The 19,507-nt window shown below is 57.9% G+C and carries 22 protein-coding genes; 13 read left to right on the forward strand and 9 right to left on the reverse strand.

Annotation, left to right across the window (positions count from 1 at the left end; all coding sequences use genetic code 11):
- The first annotated feature begins 53 nt into the window (after positions 1–53).
- The 9 genes from ACR0JX_RS13905 to yddG all read left to right on the forward strand — a co-directional run bounded on the left by ACR0JX_RS13905 (position 54) and on the right by yddG (position 7,504).
- Positions 54–419, forward strand: a complete 366-nt coding sequence (locus ACR0JX_RS13905; protein WP_480544377.1) for a hypothetical protein — start codon at positions 54–56, stop codon at positions 417–419.
- A 131-nt stretch (positions 420–550) separates the two neighbouring features.
- On the forward strand, positions 551–937 hold the full coding sequence (locus ACR0JX_RS13910; protein ID WP_480544378.1) for a hypothetical protein: 387 nt from the start codon (positions 551–553) through the stop codon (positions 935–937).
- Positions 934–1,905 carry a sterol desaturase family protein gene (locus ACR0JX_RS13915; protein ID WP_480544379.1) on the forward strand — a complete coding sequence of 324 codons (972 nt, stop codon included), beginning with the start codon at positions 934–936 and terminating at the stop codon, positions 1,903–1,905. The genes ACR0JX_RS13910 and ACR0JX_RS13915 overlap by 4 nt, the downstream gene beginning before the upstream one ends.
- Before the next feature lie 96 nt (positions 1,906–2,001).
- A complete protein-coding gene (locus ACR0JX_RS13920; protein WP_480544380.1) occupies positions 2,002–2,190 on the forward strand; it encodes a hypothetical protein in 189 nt (62 codons plus the stop codon).
- A gap of 89 nt (positions 2,191–2,279) precedes the next feature.
- Entirely contained in the window at positions 2,280–3,113 is an 834-nt protein-coding gene (locus ACR0JX_RS13925; protein ID WP_480544381.1) for an EAL domain-containing protein, read from the forward strand.
- A 193-nt stretch (positions 3,114–3,306) separates the two neighbouring features.
- Entirely contained in the window at positions 3,307–4,482 is a 1,176-nt protein-coding gene (locus ACR0JX_RS13930; protein WP_480544382.1) for an acetyl-CoA C-acetyltransferase, read from the forward strand.
- Positions 4,483–4,669: 187 nt separating this feature from the next.
- On the forward strand, positions 4,670–5,392 hold the full coding sequence (phbB, locus tag ACR0JX_RS13935; RefSeq protein WP_170535772.1) for an acetoacetyl-CoA reductase: 723 nt from the start codon (positions 4,670–4,672) through the stop codon (positions 5,390–5,392).
- 301 nt (positions 5,393–5,693) lie between these two features.
- Positions 5,694–6,641 (forward strand): transcriptional regulator GcvA, encoded by a 948-nt coding sequence (locus ACR0JX_RS13940; protein WP_480544383.1) that lies wholly within the window; start codon positions 5,694–5,696, stop codon positions 6,639–6,641.
- Positions 6,638–7,504: an aromatic amino acid exporter YddG gene (yddG, locus tag ACR0JX_RS13945; RefSeq protein WP_480544384.1), complete on the forward strand. Its 867-nt coding sequence runs from the start codon at positions 6,638–6,640 to the stop codon at positions 7,502–7,504. The genes ACR0JX_RS13940 and yddG overlap by 4 nt, the downstream gene beginning before the upstream one ends.
- Here yddG and ACR0JX_RS13950 read toward each other — a convergent pair.
- From ACR0JX_RS13950 to ACR0JX_RS13960, 3 genes are all read right to left on the reverse strand, one after another.
- Complete coding sequence (locus tag ACR0JX_RS13950) at positions 7,501–7,665, reverse strand: YdcH family protein (protein ID WP_083445267.1); 165 nt, start codon at positions 7,663–7,665, stop codon at positions 7,501–7,503. The two genes, yddG and ACR0JX_RS13950, sit on opposite strands and share 4 nt — an antisense overlap.
- A gap of 115 nt (positions 7,666–7,780) precedes the next feature.
- The gene (locus ACR0JX_RS13955) at positions 7,781–8,560 is read right to left on the reverse strand and encodes a tRNA1(Val) (adenine(37)-N6)-methyltransferase (protein ID WP_480544385.1); all 780 of its coding nucleotides are present in this window, start codon (positions 8,558–8,560) and stop codon (positions 7,781–7,783) included.
- Positions 8,557–8,772 (reverse strand): putative signal transducing protein, encoded by a 216-nt coding sequence (locus ACR0JX_RS13960; RefSeq protein WP_170387439.1) that lies wholly within the window; start codon positions 8,770–8,772, stop codon positions 8,557–8,559. Before ACR0JX_RS13960 ends, ACR0JX_RS13955 begins: the two co-directional genes overlap by 4 nt.
- A 56-nt stretch (positions 8,773–8,828) precedes the next feature.
- On the opposite strand from ACR0JX_RS13960, the gene ACR0JX_RS13965 reads away from it, so the two are divergent.
- Entirely contained in the window at positions 8,829–9,827 is a 999-nt protein-coding gene (locus tag ACR0JX_RS13965) for a polyprenyl synthetase family protein (protein WP_480544386.1), read from the forward strand.
- On the opposite strand, the gene ACR0JX_RS13970 is transcribed toward ACR0JX_RS13965, so the two are convergent.
- The 4 genes from ACR0JX_RS13970 to soxR all read right to left on the reverse strand — a co-directional run bounded on the left by ACR0JX_RS13970 (position 9,820) and on the right by soxR (position 14,685).
- Positions 9,820–10,641, reverse strand: coding sequence for a 4-(cytidine 5'-diphospho)-2-C-methyl-D-erythritol kinase (locus ACR0JX_RS13970; RefSeq protein WP_480544387.1), 822 nt, complete (start codon positions 10,639–10,641; stop codon positions 9,820–9,822). The two genes, ACR0JX_RS13965 and ACR0JX_RS13970, sit on opposite strands and share 8 nt — an antisense overlap.
- Positions 10,631–12,343 carry a tetratricopeptide repeat protein gene (locus ACR0JX_RS13975; protein WP_480544388.1) on the reverse strand — a complete coding sequence of 571 codons (1,713 nt, stop codon included), beginning with the start codon at positions 12,341–12,343 and terminating at the stop codon, positions 10,631–10,633. Before ACR0JX_RS13975 ends, ACR0JX_RS13970 begins: the two co-directional genes overlap by 11 nt.
- A 104-nt stretch (positions 12,344–12,447) precedes the next feature.
- Positions 12,448–14,094: an electron transfer flavoprotein-ubiquinone oxidoreductase gene (locus ACR0JX_RS13980; protein ID WP_480544389.1), complete on the reverse strand. Its 1,647-nt coding sequence runs from the start codon at positions 14,092–14,094 to the stop codon at positions 12,448–12,450.
- Between the two features lie 135 nt (positions 14,095–14,229).
- Positions 14,230–14,685 carry a redox-sensitive transcriptional activator SoxR gene (soxR, locus tag ACR0JX_RS13985; protein ID WP_353013598.1) on the reverse strand — a complete coding sequence of 152 codons (456 nt, stop codon included), beginning with the start codon at positions 14,683–14,685 and terminating at the stop codon, positions 14,230–14,232.
- 88 nt (positions 14,686–14,773) lie between these two features.
- Between soxR and ACR0JX_RS13990 the strand changes: the two genes are divergently transcribed.
- The 3 genes from ACR0JX_RS13990 (at position 14,774) to ACR0JX_RS14000 (ending at position 16,870) form a co-directional block, all read left to right on the forward strand.
- On the forward strand, positions 14,774–15,154 hold the full coding sequence (locus tag ACR0JX_RS13990; RefSeq protein ID WP_480544390.1) for a VOC family protein: 381 nt from the start codon (positions 14,774–14,776) through the stop codon (positions 15,152–15,154).
- 235 nt (positions 15,155–15,389) lie between these two features.
- Positions 15,390–15,860, forward strand: coding sequence for a transcription elongation factor GreA (gene greA, locus ACR0JX_RS13995; RefSeq protein WP_480544391.1), 471 nt, complete (start codon positions 15,390–15,392; stop codon positions 15,858–15,860).
- Positions 15,861–15,874: 14 nt separating this feature from the next.
- Entirely contained in the window at positions 15,875–16,870 is a 996-nt protein-coding gene (locus ACR0JX_RS14000) for a hypothetical protein (protein ID WP_480544392.1), read from the forward strand.
- Here ACR0JX_RS14000 and ACR0JX_RS14005 read toward each other — a convergent pair.
- Both ACR0JX_RS14005 and ACR0JX_RS14010 read right to left on the reverse strand, forming a co-directional pair.
- Positions 16,867–17,415, reverse strand: coding sequence for a GNAT family N-acetyltransferase (locus ACR0JX_RS14005; RefSeq protein ID WP_480544393.1), 549 nt, complete (start codon positions 17,413–17,415; stop codon positions 16,867–16,869). The two genes, ACR0JX_RS14000 and ACR0JX_RS14005, sit on opposite strands and share 4 nt — an antisense overlap.
- Before the next feature lie 41 nt (positions 17,416–17,456).
- Positions 17,457–19,502 (reverse strand): molybdopterin-binding protein, encoded by a 2,046-nt coding sequence (locus ACR0JX_RS14010; RefSeq protein ID WP_480544494.1) that lies wholly within the window; start codon positions 19,500–19,502, stop codon positions 17,457–17,459.
- Positions 19,503–19,507: the final 5 nt, after the last annotated feature.

Below are 19,507 nucleotides of genomic sequence, written 5' to 3' on the forward strand. Positions count from 1 at the left end.
CTAAACCGTTAGAATCATGATACTCTCTTGCCGTTTAATCAGGAGAGTATTTTATGAAGAGTATCGTAACACTTGCCGCTGCTACCTTTATTGCACTGGCGGCGGCGGTGGCAGCCGACGCCAAGGACATCAAAAAGCAGAAGCAATTCCTTGATGCAGTTGCTGGCAAAACGCTGACTGGGAACGGGGCGACCCTGGTCATTTCGGCCGACGGAAAACTGTCTGGTAAACTGGACGACGGTCGAAACGTTGCCGGGGCCTGGGTTTGGAACAAACGGTTCTGGTGCCGCAATCTGGTGGTTGGAAGCGATACGTTGCCGCAAGATTGCCAGACCGTTTCGCTGGACGGCAATCAGGTGACGTTCACCCGCAACAAAGGCAAGGGTGACTCTGGCGGGACTTACACGATCAGCAACTGATATAATTTTGACCCGATCGAGTTCTCGAGGGGCGCAACCACTGCGGCTGCGCCCCTTTGCCATTCCGCCTTACGCCACGCCACCTTTGACAGCTGCAAAGGCCGGCTGCACTCTGGCCGCGGGAGGGCCAAATGCCGCTGGAAATTCTTCTGGTGCTGGTGGTCGGAGGAATCGCTGGTGTCACGCTGTTGCTGCACCTGACAGGCCGATCGCAATTGCGCGCGCTGACACAGGACAACACGCTTCAGGAATGGCTGCGCCATTTCCCGGACGATGACGTGATCGATCTGACAATCGCCCACGATGGCCACACTGCCCTGATCCGAACCACAAACAGCCCTGGTCTGATCTGGTCCTTTGGCACGGATACCGTCGCGCGGCACCTACTGGATTATGACCTGCTGGACCATCCCGACGGGTTCGAAATCCAGTTTCACGACTTTGCCACACCCAGATGCCTTGTTCGTCTGGACGAATTCGAACGCAGCCATTGGCGTAACCTGATGGAACCCACATGACAGACCAGATTACCTTTCCCGACGCCGTCCAATGGGCCGTTCCCTTTTTCATCGCCGCGATTCTGGCCGAATTCCTTTGGATCGCTGTCAAAGGCCGGGGTGGCCGATATGAGACACGGGACGCGGTGACCTCATTGATTATGGGGGCCGGAAACATCGCCTCGGGATTTCTGCTGGGGTTCATCGCCTATGCGTTCTTTATGTGGCTGTGGCAGATCACGCCGCTCGATCTGGGTAGCTCGATCCCGGTGATCATCCTGTGCTTTGTGCTGGATGACCTGCGGTACTACTGGGTGCACCGGTTCGGTCATCGTATCCGCTGGGTCTGGGCCAGCCATGTGAACCACCACAGTTCACAGCACTACAACCTGACCACTGCATTGCGGCAGACATGGACCTACACTTTTACCTTCATGATGGTCGTTCGCGCACCACTGATCCTGCTCGGCTTTCACCCGGCCATGGTCCTGTTTGTCGGCGGGTTGAACCTGATCTACCAGTTCTGGATCCATACCGAAGCCATCGGCAAAATGCCCCGCTGGTTCGAGGCTGTGATGAACACCCCCAGTCACCACCGGGCCCATCACGGCCGCAACGCGCGCTATCTGGATTGCAACTATGCAGGTGTTTTCATCATCTGGGACAAGATGTTCGGCACCTTTGTACCCGAACAAGAGGATGAGCGGGTCGACTACGGGCTGGTCCACAACATCGGAACCTTCAACCCGTTGCGCGTGGCCTTTCATGAATGGGTTGGCATCTGGCGCGACGCCACACAACCCGGCCTGACTTTGCGCCAAAGGCTGGCCTATTGTTTTGCACCACCCGGCTACAGTCATGATGGCAGCCGCGACAGCTCAGAGCAGATCAAACAAAAGCATCTGGCACGGCACCCCGAAGATCGCGGAACGCCCGGTTTCCAGCATCTTGGCGATGAATTGCCCAATCTGAAGGCAAAACAATTCTGAACTGCGCGTGATCATGCCTGTCTCAGCTTGAAATATCGGTTACGGGTGCCATATGGAGTCCATGGTTTGAGATAACGAGTGACCGGAGACACACCCATGACCCGCTTAACTACCCTTTCGATATTGGTGGGTCTGATGGGTCTGATGCTGGCAATGATCGCCGCGCTTGCCAGCGCTTTGGCCGGTTTGATCGCGTTGGGTTTCCTGATGATGCTGTTGGGCTTTACCGGAGCAGTGATCGGGGCCGCAGCCTCTTTGGCACGCGCCCAACACGCTGCCCGCTGAAACTTCACCCGTTTTAACCGCAGATTCACCTGTTTGCCCTGACACTGGGACCGAAACTCTATTCGGACATGTGCAGGGAACCGGCGCTTATGCGGGACAAGAAACTTGCGGATCTACATGAAGGATCGGACAGCCCGTTAAAATCGGCCATCTCGGCGCGGGATCGATCCGTGGTGAAAATGGCGACCGAAGCGGTGAAGCACAAACAGTGCAAGCTGGCCTTTCAGCCGGTTGTGCAGGCGCATTCGCCCGGCGGCATTGCCTTCTACGAGGGCTACATCCGCGTATTGGACGATACCGGGCGCGTGATCCCGGCGCGAGAGTTCATGCCGCAGTTGGAAAACACACCTCTGGGGCGCGAGCTTGATTGCATCGCGCTGGAACTTGGATTGCAGACACTGGTGCGAAACCCCGGCATACGATTGTCGATTAACATGTCTGCCCGCTCGATCGGGTTTGCGCGCTGGACAAAGGTGCTGGATCGGTTTCTGAAACGCGACGAAAGTATAGGAGAGCGGCTGATCCTTGAAATTTCGGAACAATCCGCCATGCAGGTACCCGAGCTCGTGATCGACCTGATGGATCGCCTGCAGGAACGCGGCATTGCCTTTGCACTGGACGATTTTGGCGCCAGCGACTTTGGCATTCGCCATTTCCGTGAGTTCCTGTTCGATGCGGCAAAGATCGATGGTCAGTTTATCCGAGGTGTCAGCGAACAGCCGGACAATCAGGCTCTGGTGCGCGCATTGATCTCGATCGCGCAGGAATTCGAAATACTGGTGACCGCCGAATCGGTTGAAAATCAGGCTGACGCCGAGTTTCTGCGCAATAGCGGCGTCGACTGTTTGCAAGGTTTTCTGTTTGGCGCGCCCTCAGTCACTCCGCCGTGGAAACAGGAAAAGAAATCCAAAACAGGCTCTTAGGCGGTAATCCGCGCTCGCGCACAGATTGTATCGGTCGCTGAGACAAGCTGCCCGTTGCTGCATATGCAGCATTGCGATATGCCATGAAGTGCTGGAGCGGGGAACTTGGGGCGCTCTTGTTTTGTCAGAGATGCTCTCTGCCACCTGCGCCGTCAGATTTCCCAAAGGACCTTGACGGTAAAGGACTGACTATATGACCAACGTAGTAATCGCATCCGCCGCACGCACGGGCGTCGGCAGCTTTAGCGGTTCGTTTGCGAACACCCCTGCACATGATCTCGGCGCTGCCGTCCTGGAAGCAGTCGTAGAACGCGCCGGAGTAGAAAAAGGCGAAGTAAGCGAAACCATCATGGGTCAGGTTCTGACCGCCGCACAAGGCCAGAACCCCGCCCGCCAAGCACATATCAATGCGGGCCTGCCGCAGGAAAGCGCAGCTTGGGGCATCAACCAGGTCTGCGGCTCGGGCTTGCGCGCTGTGGCTCTGGGTGCGCAGCATATCCAACTGGGTGATGCGGACATCGTCGCCGCCGGTGGCCAGGAAAACATGACCCTGTCGCCCCACGCCGCCGCCCTGCGCGCCGGTCACAAGATGGGCGACATGAAATATATCGACACGATGATCCGCGACGGCTTGTGGGATGCTTTCAACGGCTACCATATGGGTCAAACCGCCGAGAACGTCGCCGAGAAATGGCAGATCAGCCGCGACATGCAGGACGAATTTGCTGTTGCCTCGCAGAACAAGGCGGAAGCTGCGCAAAACGCCGGCAAGTTTGCGGATGAGATCGTGCCCTTCACTATCAAGACCCGCAAGGGTGACATCGTGATGGATAAGGATGAGTACATCCGCCACGGCGCCACCATGGAAGCGATGGCAAAACTGCGCCCAGCTTTCACCAAAGACGGTTCGGTCACCGCCGCCAACGCCTCGGGCCTGAACGACGGCGCGGCGGCGACTCTGCTGATGTCGGCCGAGAACGCCGAGAAGCGCGGGATTGAACCTCTGGCGCGGATCGCATCCTACGCAACCGCCGGTCTGGACCCGTCGATCATGGGCGTTGGCCCGATCTACGCCTCGCGCAAGGCGTTGGAAAAAGCAGGTTGGTCGGTTGACGATCTGGATCTGGTTGAAGCTAACGAAGCCTTTGCCGCGCAGGCCTGTGCTGTGAACAAGGACATGGGTTGGGACCCGTCCATTGTGAACGTCAATGGCGGTGCGATCGCCATCGGCCACCCGATCGGTGCCTCGGGCTGCCGCGTTCTGAACACGTTACTGTTCGAAATGAAACGTCGCGATGCCAAGAAGGGTCTGGCGACCCTGTGCATCGGTGGCGGCATGGGCGTTGCCCTGTGTGTGGAGCGCGACTAAGTGCTTTGACAACCAAATAGAAAAGGGCGTCCCACCGGCGCCCTTTTTTGTTACAATCTATGCATATCCGACACATGCGACAATATCGCCAGACAGAAAGCCCTAAATCTCTACGAAACGATATTGCGCAACAACATCTCTCAGAGTAACAGAATTACCAAGACGACTAAATTTGGAGGATTCCTAAATGGCACGTACAGCACTCGTAACCGGCGGCTCTCGCGGCATCGGCGCAGCAATTTCCAAGGCGCTCAAGGCCGAAGGGTACAATGTTGCGGCCACCTATGCAGGAAATGATGAAGCCGCCGCAAAATTCACCGCGGAAACCGGTATCGCCACCTATAAGTGGAACGTGGCCGACTATGACGAGTCCAAAGCTGGAATCGAAAAAGTCGAAGCCGAAGTTGGCCCGATCGATATCGTTGTGGCCAACGCTGGCATCACCAAAGACGCACCGTTTCACAAGATGACGCCCGAGCAATGGCATCAAGTGATCGACACCAACCTGACCGGCGTGTTCAACACGGTCCACCCTGTCTGGCCCGGCATGCGCGAGCGCAAGTTTGGCCGCGTGATCGTCATCAGCTCGATCAATGGTCAGAAGGGTCAGTTTGCACAGGTGAACTATGCTGCAACCAAGGCGGGTGATCTGGGCATCGTAAAATCGCTGGCTCAGGAAGGCGCCCGTGCGGGCATCACCGCCAACGCGATCTGCCCCGGCTACATTGCCACCGAAATGGTTATGGCCGTGCCAGAGAAAGTTCGTGAATCCATCATCGGCCAGATCCCGGCGGGCCGCTTGGGCGAACCAGAGGAAATCGCACGCTGTGTCGCATTCCTGGCCTCGGACGATTCTCAGTTCATCAATGGCTCGACCATCTCGGCCAACGGTGCTCAGTTCTTCGTCTGATCAGACTCAGTAGCAACAAAAACGGGCCGGTCCTTTTGGACCGGCCCTTCTTTATCCCGTAAGATCACGCGCGCTGTGATCAGCGGGAACCGGTTAACCACGCCCAAAGTTGGTGAATGACTTTGCTGCGTTCTTCATGGGCGCGACGGATCGCATCTTGAACAGACGGGTTGGTCGTCATCTCGATCATGGCATATCCTCCTGGCTAAAGATGAACTTGACTTGCTCTCAACATGGCGCTTGATTTCAAAACGTACAAACGAGAGTTTTCGACAGCTCAGGTAAGTAAATCTTAAGTGAAATGTCCGACCGACTGCCTCCTCTGACCGCTTTGCGCGCCTTTGATGCCGCCGCGCGCCATATGTCATTTGCGAAAGCGGCTGATGAGCTGAACGTAACGCCCGCTGCGCTGTCCTTTCAGATCAAATCGCTGGAGGAGCATCTGGGCTACCCCCTATTCCGACGTTTAAACCGCGCAGTGGAATTGACCGAAGCGGGCAAAGCACTTGCCCCAGGAACGGCCGAGGGGTTTACCGCGCTCAAATCCGCATGGACCGCGACCCGCAGATTGCAGGACAATACAACGCTCACCGTTACAGCCGGACCGGCGCTAACGGCAAAATGGCTTGCCCCGCGCCTCTATGAATTTGCGCGCGCCCATCCGGAAATCGATCTTCGGTTTTCGGCCACCCTGCGCAATATGGATTTGGAACAGGACGACGTGGATGTTGCGATCCGCTTTGGCTCTGGCCAGGATGAGGGGCTGTATTGCCTGCCGGTGCGCAAGGAATGGCTGACGCCGGTCATGACACCCGAGCTGGCAGAGCAGTTTTCCACCCCCGAAAGCTTGCGTGATGCGCCCTTGATCCATGATGATTCAATCGCGTTTCTCAAACCACCAGCCGATTGGCCGACCTGGTTCAAGGCCGTTGGGATGGAGTTCACGCCAACACATGGCGCGCATTTCTCGAACGCGGATCACGCGATTGATGCTGCGGTGGCCGGGGTTGGTGTCGCCTTGGGGCGGCGCGCGATGATCATCAAAGACATGACCGAGGGGCGATTGATCGCCCCGTTCAAAACCGCCATCGAAACAAAGGGGCGGTTTCGGTTTCTGTGCCTGCCAGGTGCGGAAAACCGGCCACAGGTCGCCGCGTTCCGCGATTGGTTCGCGACCGAGATTGAAAAGACCGCCCATATCTCGGATGAGTTCACTATCATTCCCGTAGAAGACGTCTTAGCCAAATGACTAGAAACCGCGCCACTGCCACCGGATTCATCGCTGTTCTGCTGTGGGCCTTGCTGGCGCTATTCACCGTCGGCTCGGCCCCGACACCGCCCCTTTTGCTCAATGCCATATGTTTCAGTATCGGCGGTTCTCTGGGTTTGATCTGGACATGGCAATCCGGTGGGTTTTCCAAACTGCGCAGTATCAGTTGGAAAATCTATGCATTCGGCACTGTTGGTCTGTTTGGATACCACGCGCTTTATTTCTCTGCCCTGCGCATGGCTCCGGCGGCAGAGGCTGGGCTGATTGCCTATCTCTGGCCCCTCCTGATTGTCCTGTTTTCAGGACTTCTACCCGGCGAGCAACTGAGGCCGGGCCATTTGTTCGGGGCCTGCCTCGGCTTTACTGGGGCCGCACTGATCATCACCGGTGGTGGCAGCGCAGGTTTTCAGGTCGATCACCTGCCGGGATACGCGCTGGCCTTCCTCTGTGCTCTGACATGGTCGGGGTATTCGGTACTGTCCCGTAAACTGGGCGAAACGCCCACAAGCACTGTTGCTGTGTTCTGCGTGCTGACTGCCATCGCCTCGTGGGTACTGCATTTCGCACTCGAAACCACCGTCTGGCCCGATACTGCGCTCAGTTGGGCCTCAACCTTTGCTTTGGGCCTGGGGCCTGTAGGGCTGGCGTTTTATGTGTGGGATATCGGGGTCAAACAGGGCGACATACAGATGCTGGGAACCAGCTCTTATGCGGCACCTTTGCTGTCTACTGTTGTTCTAGTTGGTGCCGGGATCGCCATGCCGACATGGACATTGGCGATCGCGGCGGTACTGATCACCGGCGGCGCTGTAATTGCGGCGCGCGCCAGCCTGACTGGTTAAGCTGACAGGCGTTCGATCTCTTCCTTGAGCTTAAGTTTCTGCTTTTTCAGCTGGGCGATATGGAGATCATCGATGCCTGGCGAGCGTTGGGCTTGTTCCACTTCTAGACCGAGAGATTCGTGCTTCTTCTTCAGTTCCGTCAGATGTGCGCTCACGCTCATGGCGATCCTCCTTGGTTACGTGTCTAAAAGTCACGTAAGAAGTTGAGCACATCGTTTCCACCCTGTCACGCTGCAGACGCACAGAATCTGCAATAAATCCGACAAATTCGGCTGGTCATCGCCGAGAGGTATGAAACGGCCCCATGGCTGCACCATCCCTCAGCACGGCTGAAATCTCAGGGCTATAGCTTTCGCCATCCTGTTCGTGCCGGTCCCCCTGATGCAGAATCAGCGGGGCATGCAGGCGGAATGCAGCGCGGCCGCCCTTTCGGGCACGCAAAATCACCAACTCGGCCTCACGCCCTGACCGCGCCGCCAAGGGCAGCGCTTCGACCGAGCCCAACTGGCCCTGGCAAGCCATCAGCATGTCTGGCAGGCGGTCGGCTTTTTGGACCATGTGTAGATACCCGCGCGGCGCAAGGCGTTTGATGGCCACATCGATCCAATTGGCCAATGGGGTCTGTTCACCCAAGGCAATACTGCGCCCTGAATCATGGGCCGGACTATGAGCGTCAGCACGGTAGTAGGGCGGGTTTGCGATCACATGATCAAACTGACGTTGTTTTAGTTCTGGCGGAAGTGCGGTCAGATCGGCGGTTACAACCTCCAGCGTAATGGAATTGTCGGCGGCGTTGCGACGCGCCAAACCCGCATAGGGTGGTTGCAGCTCAACGCCGCACATTTGCAAACCCGGAACCCGTGCAGCAAGACAAAGAATGGCCGCCCCGGCCCCGCATCCAAGCTCGAGCACTGATTGGCCGCTGGTGGCCGGAACCGACGCGGCAAGTAAAACCGGATCGACCCCGGCGCGATACCCTTTGACAGGCTGCCACAAGTGCAGCTTGCCGCCCAAAAACGCATTTTGGCTTAGGTCTTTATCCTCGAAACGGGTCATCGTCCCAGCGGGATGTCATTATCGCGCATCACGCGTTCGGCACGGGTCAGATCATCCGCCCGAACCATCAGGCGACGAGGGAAGATTCCAATGCCGCCTTCGAGGATGCTCATATTTACGTCCATCTGAAAGCAGTCTATATCCTCGCCCTCAAGAAGAGCGGATGCAAAGGCCAGGATTGTCGGATCGGTGCTGCGCAATAGTTCTTTCATGGGGATGGATGTAAGGGCAAGGCATGGCAGAAGTCGAGCCTTGTATCAGGAGTGTGATGGACGTCAGCACAATCTCGAAACCGCATGAGCGGCTCGCTGAAATTCTGACCGGCGAAATGGAGGCGGTGAATACGCTGATCCGGACCCGGATGGCATCTGAGCACGCACCGCGCATCCCTGAAGTGACCGCACATCTGGTCGAAGCGGGTGGCAAACGTCTGCGCCCGATGCTGACATTGGCGGCAGCGCGTCTGTTTGGCTACACGGGCGAGCATCATGTGCGTCTGGCCGCGACGGTTGAATTTATTCACACTGCGACCCTGCTGCATGACGACGTGGTCGACGAAAGCGCCCAGCGGCGTGGGCGGCCCACGGCGAACCTTTTGTGGGACAACAAATCCAGCGTGTTGGTGGGCGACTATCTGTTTTCCCGCAGCTTTCAGTTGATGGTGGAAACCGGCTCGCTACGTGTTCTGGATATTCTGGCCAATGCCTCGGCCACGATCGCCGAGGGCGAGGTACTGCAAATGACCGCCGCCACCGATCTGGGCACGGATGAGGCCGTCTACCTGCAAGTCGTGCGCGGCAAGACAGCGGCGTTGTTCTCGGCAGCGACCGAAGTGGGCGGTGTGATCGCCGGTGCGGCGGAACCACAGGTCGAGGCTCTGTTCGATTATGGCGATGCGCTGGGTATTGCATTCCAGATTGCCGACGATCTGCTGGATTATCAGGGGGATAGCAAAGCGACCGGCAAGAATATCGGCGATGATTTCCGCGAACGGAAGCTGACCCTGCCGGTGATCAAGGCCGTGGCGCAGGCCACGCCTGACGAGCGCGTGTTCTGGGAACGCACGATTGAGAAAGGCCGACAGCAAGATGGCGATCTGGATCATGCGCTGAGCTTGATGGCGAAGTATCAGACGCTTGAAACCACACGTCAGGATGCGCTGGGATGGGCCAACAAAGCCAAAGTAGCACTGGAGGTGCTGCCAGATCACGAGCTGCGGACCCTGCTGCGAGATCTGGCTGATTACGTGGTGTCCCGGCTCAACTAAGCTGAGTCGCGCGGCACCACCAATCGGGATGCGCCGCACCAATCTCATAGGCTGCGAAATGCGCGGCTTTCATTGATGGATAAAGCGCAAAGCAGGTTGACCCTGAACCTGACATCCGCGCCAGTAACACCTCCCGAGTCCCGGTCAATTCGTCCAGAACACGCCCAATCTGAGGGGCGATGCCAATAGCAGGGCTTTGCAGGTCATTTCGCTGATTGGACAGCCAAAAGGCACAGTCAGCAACGCCCTCAAAAATCGGAATATCATCTGGCATCTGCGGGTTTTGACGCGATTCCATGGCTTTGAATACAGCCCCTGTGGGCACTTCAACGCCGGGATTTACCAAAAGGGCAGGCAACTCAGGCAGGGTCATCACAGTCACCTGCTCACCTATCCCCTGCATCCGCGCAGCCTTAGCCATCATGCAAACCGGTATGTCCGCCCCCAGAGAGACTGGAAGATCGGATGGAATATCAATGCCCTGACCTTGCGAATGGCGCAACATGGCCGCCGCGTCAGATGATCCGCCGCCTACCCCACCGCCATGTGGTAGCACTTTGTTCAGATCGATATACCCGGTCCAGCCGATGGCTTCAGCCGCCTTCCAAACAAGATTACGCGTATCTGTGGGAACCCCGGCCGCATGCTCTCCGCTAACGGAAATCGACAGATCGGGCCCCGGCGCAAACTCCAGTTGATCCCCGACATCTGCAAACGCCACGAGCGAATCCAACAGGTGATACCCGTCCTCCCGTTGGCCGGTAACATGCAGTGTGAGGTTTATCTTGGCGGGCGCGAAGCCCTTAGTTGCCATTGGCGACCTTCAAAGGATCGGCGCCTTCCTCGGCCAATACTGCATCCAGACCCACCTCGATCTTGCGGCGGATGCGCTCGGGGTCAGCTTCGCCATCGGTCTCTTCCGGGTCAATAAAGGACAATGCGCGTTTCCACTGGAACTCGGCCTCACGGTCTCGGCCAACGGCCCAATAGACATCGCCCAGATGATCATTGACCACCGGATCAACCGGCATCAGGGCTACGGCGCGTTCCATATGTTCCACGGCTTCGTCATAGCGCCCAAGGCGGAACAGGACCCAACCCAGGCTGTCGACAATGTAACCGCTGTCTGGGCGCGCCGCGACGGCCCGTTCGATCATATCCAACGCCTCGTCCAGCTTTTCGCGGCGTTCGACCAGCGAATAGCCCAGATAATTCAGAACCTGCGGCTGATCCGGGTTCAACTCCAGCGCCCGCCGAAAATCCGCCTCGGCCTGATCCCAGTTCTTCAACCGCTCATGCGAGATGCCACGCGCGTAGTGCAGAAACCAGTTCCCGCTTGACGCGGCGTCTGTCAGGGCGATTGCGCTGTCATAGGACGCTGCTGCGGCCGCATAGTTTTCCTGTTGCCGCTGGATATCCGCAAGTGCCACGTGAACGCTGGGCAGATTGGGTTTCTTTGCCGAAAGATTCTGTAGCACTTCGATGGCGGCATCTGTTTTGCCCGACCGGCTGAGCACCTCGGCCCGACCCAGCTCAGCGGCATGGTGATCATTGCTGTCAGCTGGAACCTTTCGATAGGTATCGACGGCCAGATCATATTGCTTCAATTCATCCAGAAGCTCTGCGCTCAGCAAGATTGCATCTACATGATCGGGGCGCAGGAAGCTTGCGACGCGAGTGTACAGCAGTACATAGTCAGGCGACGCTTCGGTGTTCAGCACCGCAGCGACCGAGAAAAAGATCTCGGCCATGCCATCCTGAGCGGATCGAACATGGGTAAAGGGCAGTGTTTCACCAGCATTCAACTGGCTGACATAATCTTCAATCGAAGGGTCACTGCCCGCCGCAAAGACGGTTTCCAAGAACGCCAGCGCATCGGCGTTTCGGTCAAGCTGCGACAGAACCTCAGTCCGCGCCATCGCTGCGCGGCGCGAGAATTGGGCAATCGCACCATCATTTTCCGCAAAGATCGCCTCGGCCCCCTCAAAGTCACCGATCGAGGCCAGTGCCATTGCCTTGTGATACAGCGCAAATTCGCGCAGCCCATCCTGGGTGGATACAGTGTCGAACTGCTCCATCGCTTTGGTCAATTCACCCTGACCAAGATGGGCCCAGGCGATCATCAGCCCGTCTACCAGCGGGCCAACACCCTTTGTTTCGGGGTCGCGCGCCAAAAGCTCTGCCAGTTTGTCATTCGCAATCAGATTGGCGGCGACCACCATTCTGGCGGCCTGGCTGGGTAGTTCAGCCTCTTCAATCGTTTGCGCGATGGGCAAGGCGCGCTCGATCTCTCCCAGCGCCAGTCGTGCCACCACAACACTTTCCAACAAAAGCGCGTTCTGAGGGTCAAACTTTAGCGCCTGCGCATAGTATTGCTCGGCTGCTGTATAGTCGCTTTCATAAATCGCCTGACGACCGGCCAGATAGGCCCCTGCCCCTGTATCCGCAGACACTGGCACACTGACCGTCGAAAAAAGCAGCGCGGCCAATACCGCGCGATGCACAAGGGAAATCACCTAAATCCTGCCCTGCTAACATAGACTGACCGATAAGCTAGGGCCTTGGCTGGCAAGAGGCAATGGCAGAGCCTTCACGACCCTGCCAGTGCACCGGTTTTCGCCTACATATTGGGATAGTTCGGGCCATCCCCACCCTGCGGTGTGGTCCAGGTGATGTTCTGGCTGGGGTCCTTGATATCACAGGTTTTGCAGTGGACGCAGTTCTGAAAGTTGATCACGAATCGCGGGCCGTTTTCGTCTTCGACCACCTCATACACACCTGCCGGGCAGTAGCGCTGCGCCGGTTCGTCGAACTGAGGCAGGTTGACCTTTACCGGAACCTCTGGATCAGACAGGTGCAAATGGCAGGGCTGGCTTTCCTCGTGGTTGGTCATCGCAAACGACACGTTGGTCAGACGGTCGAAAGACAGAACACCATCAGGTTTCGGATAATCAATGGGTTTGTGCTTGCTGGCATCCTCGGTCGCCTCGGCATCGTTTTTACCGTGACCGATGGTGCCGAACAGGGAAAAGCCCAGCGTATTGGTCCACATGTCCAAACCACCCAGCATCAGTGACGCGGTCAGGCCCCATTTCGACCAGATCGGCTTGACGTTGCGAACCTTCTTGAGGTCGCTGCCGATGGGGCCGCTGCGCACTTCGGTCTCATAATCTGTCAGCTCATCACCAGACCGCTCGGCCTTGATGGCTTCATAGGCAGCCTCGGCTGCGGCCTTACCCGACAGCATGGCGTTATGGTTGCCCTTGATGCGCGGCACGTTGACCATGCCTGCCGAGCAGCCCAGAAGCGCCACACCCGGCGCGACCAGCTTCGGCATCGACTGGAACCCGCCTTCAGTGATTGCCCGTGCGCCATATGCCACGCGCTTGCCGCCTTTCAGCAGGTCAGCAACGACCGGGTGATGTTTGAAGCGCTGGAATTCCATGTAGGGGTACAGATGCGGGTTTTTATAGTTCAGGTGAACCACAAAGCCGACATAGACCTGATTGTTTTCAAGGTGATAGATGAACGATCCACCGCCCGCGTTGCTACCCAGCGGCCAGCCCATGGTGTGCGTGACACTTCCTTCCTTGTGCTTGGAAGGATCGACCTCCCAAATCTCCTTCATGCCAACGCCGTATTTCTGCGGCTCTTTGCCAGCAGACAGGTCGTATTTGGCAATGACTTCTTTGGACAGCGACCCGCGCACACCTTCCGACAGGAAGACATATTTGCCGTGCAATTCCATGCCAGGCTCGGTGTTTGGACCGTAAGAGCCATCGGCTTCCAGGCCAAAGACACCTGCGACCACGCCTTTGACTTCGCCGTTCTCGCCATAGACAAGCTCCGAACATGCCATGCCAGGGAAGACTTCCACGCCCAGCTCTTCAGCCTGCTCGGCCATCCAGCGGCAGACATTGCCCATCGAGACAATGTAGTTGCCGTGGTTGTTCATCAGCGGCGGCATTGGGAAGTTGGGGATACGGATCTGACCCGCCTCTCCCAGCATATAGAAGTTGTCTTCGTTGACCGGTGTGTTCAGCGGCGCGCCTTTTTCCTTCCAATCGGGGATCAGCGCATCCAGACCACAGGGATCAAGCACCGCGCCTGACAGGATATGCGCGCCGACTTCGGACCCCTTTTCCAGAACCACAACGTTCAGATCCGCATCCAGCTGTTTTAGACGGATGGCCGCCGACAGGCCCGCAGGACCTGCGCCCACGATCACCACGTCATATTCCATCGCTTCGCGTTCAATATCGGCCATCGCGGGCTCCTTAGCTAACTTTCCGAATTGGCGCTTTTCTCGTGCAGTCGGCGCAATTTTGTTTCACGGCTGATTACATGGTCGGAAAGACCTTGGTCAATCAAAACACGGCGTAACATTGCTGCAATGCGGCAGTTAAGCCTCTGGAGAGTCGCCCATCAGGTATCTGGGACCGCTCCCATTTGATTTGGCGCGATCATCTGGATTGTACAGTGCACATTTCGGCAGGCTTAAGCACCCACAGCCAATGCAGCCATCCAGATTGTCGCGTAGCCGTACCAATGTGTCGATTCGCTGATCTAAATGCGCCCGCAGCGTTACACTGATATCCTTCCAATCTTGCGGTGTCGGGGTGCGGTTGCCCGGAAGGCCCGACAGAACCTCGCGGATTTCCGGCAGGGTCAAGCCGAACTGCTGTGCGATCATCACAAAGCTCAGCCGTCGGATATCGGCCCGCTGATACCGCCGCTGCCCGCCCGCGTTGCGCCACGGCGAAATCAGGCCCTGAGCCTCATAATACCGAATGGCCGATACCGCCAAACCGGTGCGCCGGGCCAGTGCGCCGATTGCCAGCCCTTCAGATGCAGCCATTAGACCCTCGTAAAAAATACCTTGACCTAAAGTTAGGTTTAGAAATTACGGTGAGTCGTGACAAGCCTCAATTCGTAAAGGAGATCCCATGATGGCGACGCTTGAACACACCAATTTCACCGTTCGCGACCCGCAGGCCTCGGCGGCGTGGATGCAAAAGGTCTTTGGCTGGAAGACCCGCTGGGAAGGCCCGGCCATTGCGGGTGGCTACACTGTGCATGTGGGCAGCGCGCATACCTACCTGGCGCTTTATGCGCCCAGTGATCCCAAACCCGCAGGTGAAAGCAGCTATGACATCGTCGGCGGCTTGAACCATGTTGGCGTTCTGGTCGAAGATATCGACGCCACCGAAGCCAAAGTACGCGACGCCGGTTTCACACCCCATAACCATGCGGATTACGAACCAGGCAAAAGGTTCTATTTCGACGATGACAACGGCATAGAATTCGAAGTGGTCCAATATGATTGAGATGCTGTGGCTATGCACTCATTCGCGCCGCTGGCGCCGGGACAAGCCCCCCGATCACCGCCACAGGCGCGCGCCTGTCCCGTCCGAACGGCGCTAAGCCGCGAATTGAACGCGGGCTGCCCCTTGGCCTCTTGCAATTCACGCCCCATTTAGGTCAGGTACTGAACGACCCATCATTCGCCCCGACGCTTTCCCTGCGGCGGGGCGGCTCAATTTATGCGTGGACAACAAGACTATGGAAAAGATTCCAATGACGCCTGCGGGCAATGCCGCGCTGGCAGCAGAGCTGAAAAACCTCAAATCCGTCGAGCGCCCAGCGATCATCGAAGCGATCGCAACGGCCCGAGAACTGGGTGATTTGAAGGAAAACGCCGAATATCATTCTGCCCGCGAAAAGCAGGGCTTTATCGAAGGCCGCATCAAGGAACTGGAAGGCATCCTGTCTCTGGCCGATGTGATCGATCCCGCCAAACTGTCTGGCGCGATCAAATTCGGCGCAAAGGTCACATTGGTCGATGAGGATACCGACGAGGAAAAGACCTGGCAGATCGTCGGAGAGTATGAGGCCAATATCGAAAACGGCCTGCTGAACATCAAATCGCCCATGGCCCGTGCTTTGATCGGCAAGGATGAAGGCGACAGCGTCGAAGTGCGCACACCCGGCGGTGTGCGATCCTATGAAGTTCTGAGCATCGAATACGCCTGACCGGAGCATCTGACATGTCGGGGAACGAACCTGACCAAGAAACCGAACGGCCGACCTCGCTGGGGATCTATGATCGCCCGGACCGGACACCTGTAACCTCGATCGAAATCGCCGCCGCTGTGCTGAGTGTCGTCTGGCTGGTGATATCGGTCGTGTTTCTTGTGCTGCCCGATCAGGCCGAAGGTAGTGGGATCATTGTGACCTTTCTTGCGGTGTTCATGCCGGTCGCGATGATCTGGGTCGCGGCCACCGCCATGCGTGCCAGCCGCATAATGCGAGAGGAAAGTGCCCGGCTCCAGACGGCCATCGATGCGATCCGTCAGGCCTATGTCGTGCAACAGCAGCGCGCTGCCAGCTCTTACGAACCGACGGTGAGCAAAAAGCTGGACGAGATCGCCGCAGCAACCAAAAAGGCCGAGGATGCCTTGGCCACATTCTCGACCAAACGCCGCGAGCCTGTTCAGACCCTTCAGTCAGCCCCGGTTGCCGGAGATCAAACCTCGCTGGCACTGGGCACCACGGCCGAAGAGATCACGCCACCACTGACAACCGATATCTTCATCCGCGCCCTGAATTTTCCCGAGACCGATAAAGATACCGAAGGCTTCAATGCGCTGCGGATGGCATTGAAAGACCGAAAGGTCGCCAAGCTGGTACAGGCTTCACAGGATGTGCTGACCCTGCTCAGCCAAGAAGGCATCTATATGGATGACCTACGCCCCGACATGGCACGGCCTGAGATCTGGCGGCAATTCGCTCAAGGTGCTCGTGGGCGTGCCGTGGCAGCTTTGGGTGGAATTCGGGATCGATCGTCACTGGCGCTGACGGCGGCGCGAATGAAGCAAGACCCAATTTTCCGGGATGCGGCGCATCATTTCCTGCGACGGTTCGACAACATGATTGTTGAATTTGAACCTGACGCCAGCGATTCCGAACTGACTGCGCTGGGTGACACCAGAACGGCGCGCGCCTTTATGCTGGTGGGGCGTGTTGCCGGGACGTTCGATTAGGCGGGCGTAACGGCCCAACTCATCTTGGTTGCACTGCTAAACCCAAACACATACCGGAATGGCCACGTCTCTTCATAACCTACCGGTTTGAATCCTTCGCGTTCATACAAAGCCTGCGCGCGCGGGTTTGTATCGATCACATCCAATTGCACTTCGGTCATGCCACGGCTGCGCGCCTCATCCTTGATCGCGCTCAGCAATGTCGTCCCGACGCCCTTCCCGCGCGCCTCAGTTGCGACAAAGATACCATCCATTTGGAACACACCGGGTTTCAGGTCTCGCTCCAACACGCTCAGCACCGTGCCGCGCCACAGTGCCCCGAACCATCCATAGACACGCGCAAGGTCAGACAGGCTGCCTCCGGCCAGACCACCCTCGTTGGTCTTGAAACCGGCAAGCCCCAGTATTTGTCCGGACGAGTCGCGTGCAACCAATGCAAAGTCTGGATTAAGAGCCTGCTCGAAAAAGGCCAAACCCCGTTCTTCCGGGCCCATCACTCTGTGTAATTTCGCTGCGAAGACCTGCCAGAACAGTGCAGCAGCCATCGGCCGTTCATCTGGACTAAACCCTTTCGAGACGGTGACACTCATAGCCCGAAACTGCCGTAAGGAATGAACCGGACCGGATCGCCCGGTTGAATATGCCGGGCACCATCGTCGATTTCGACCAGCCCCTCGGCCCAGCTCAGCCCGCTGATCCGGCCTGACCCTTCCGAATGAAACACCTCGGCCCTGCCATCGCGCAGACGCGCGCGCAGATATTCGCGGCGCCCAGGTTTCTTGCGCTTCTCAAACGCGGCAGGCACTTCAAACCCTTGTGGTTCAACCCATCCTTCGCCGGACATCAGGCACAGGGCAGGCCGTGCGAAGATCAGGGTACACACCATGGCGGCCACAGGATTGCCGGGCAGGCCAAAGACAGGCGTGCCCGACCACATGCCCAGCGCCAAAGGTCGCCCGGGTTTCAGCGCAATCCGCCATTCCTGCATGGCACCTGCGTCATGCAGAAGGGCCGACACATGATCCTCATCCCCTGCTGAGGCCCCTCCGCTAGTCAGGATAACATCCGCCTTTGCGGCGGCCTCATCCAGTCGTTGGCGAAGCGCGTCCCGGTTGTCCTCGACTCGGCCCATATCAACGGGCACAAATCCCATCCGTCCAATCAAAGACAGTAACATCGGACGATTGGCATCGAAGATTTGCCCCGCGCCTGCAACATCGCCCGGCTCGACTAGTTCATCCCCGGTCGACAAAACCGCCACGCGCAGGGCTTGGTGAACCGGCACCTCAGCAACACCGACAGCCGACAACAAGGCCATATCCGCGGGGGTCAGCTTTCGCCTGGCTGAAAGGGCTGTGTCACCCTCCACCAAATCCTCACCCGCGCGGCGCGTGTTTGCACCTTTTTTCAACGGCCCTCGGAACGCGATGTGACCATCCTTCCGCGTCACATCCTCTTCAAGGATCACCGTATCCACACCCTCGGGCAGGGTCGCCCCGGTCAGGATGCGCAGCGCATGGCCGGGCGGGACCTGGCCATCAAATGGAATGCCCGCCGCTGCACGACCTTCAGTCAAAGGCATCACCTGTGCACCATCTGCGGCAGGGCCTGCAAAGCCATAGCCATCAACCGCCGTGTTGGGTTGCGGCGGGTTCGAGCGTTTTGCCACCACGTCTTCGGCCAAAACCCGGCCCACGGATCGCGTCAACGGAACAGTTTCAATCCCGGTCACGGGATGTAACCGGCTCTGAAGCAAAGCCAAGGCCTCATCCACCGGCGTCCAGTTCACTCCCGCAGGCAAGGCAAAACAATCGTTTCGCAATCGCGGCGGCGCTATGTTCGGTCTGTCTTGTGGCACACCCAAAATCCACCCCTCCTCGGGGGCTGAAACATCCAACTGTTCTGTCAATTCCTGATCGCTAAGCCGGGACAAAGTCAAGGCGACCTGTTCCATCTGCCAGGCATCCTTGATCCGGTCCGGCGGGGCGGACCCCAGATTGAGCGAGGGCCAGATCTCGACAAACGCGACCGGTTTGTCCAGCGGTTGAAACGGCCAGACTGCGACCTTGCCATCAAAGGCATGCCGCAATCGGTTGAGCACCGGCAGGCCCATCATAACCTGCCCCCCGACAGACCCGGCCCCGGCCATTTGCCAGCAGGTAAAGCTGCCCTTCGCCAACAATTCGACCGCACGGCGGTCGGGGAACGGGTTGTGATAGTCCTGTTTCGTGCGCGGCAACCCGTCGATATCGCGGCGCAGCGCATTCATCCAGAACGGGCCCTTGCCACCAAACCGGCTATTGATCAGCCCCGCCAGATCGAAGCGATTATTGGCGTTGGGTGAATCCTCGACTTGTGCCTCTAGCCAATCCCACAACGCCAACGGATCATTGTGGCCTGTCATGGCTTCGGCAAATCCTTGAGGGTAGCCAAACGGGAAATCGAACCCCAGAAACAGGCGTCGACCCGCCGCCAATTCGGTCTCGATCAGCTCACGCAGCCAGGTTTCCGCCACCACACGATCGCGCAGATAGTCAAGCGCCTGCACTTTGCCATCACGCACAACGCAAGCCCAGATCGCATCTTTGCGCGGGGTCGGCCCGGTATCGTTACCACCTGACCAATCCACCATCGCAA

The sequence above is a fragment of the Ruegeria sp. AH7 genome, assembly GCF_056541325.1.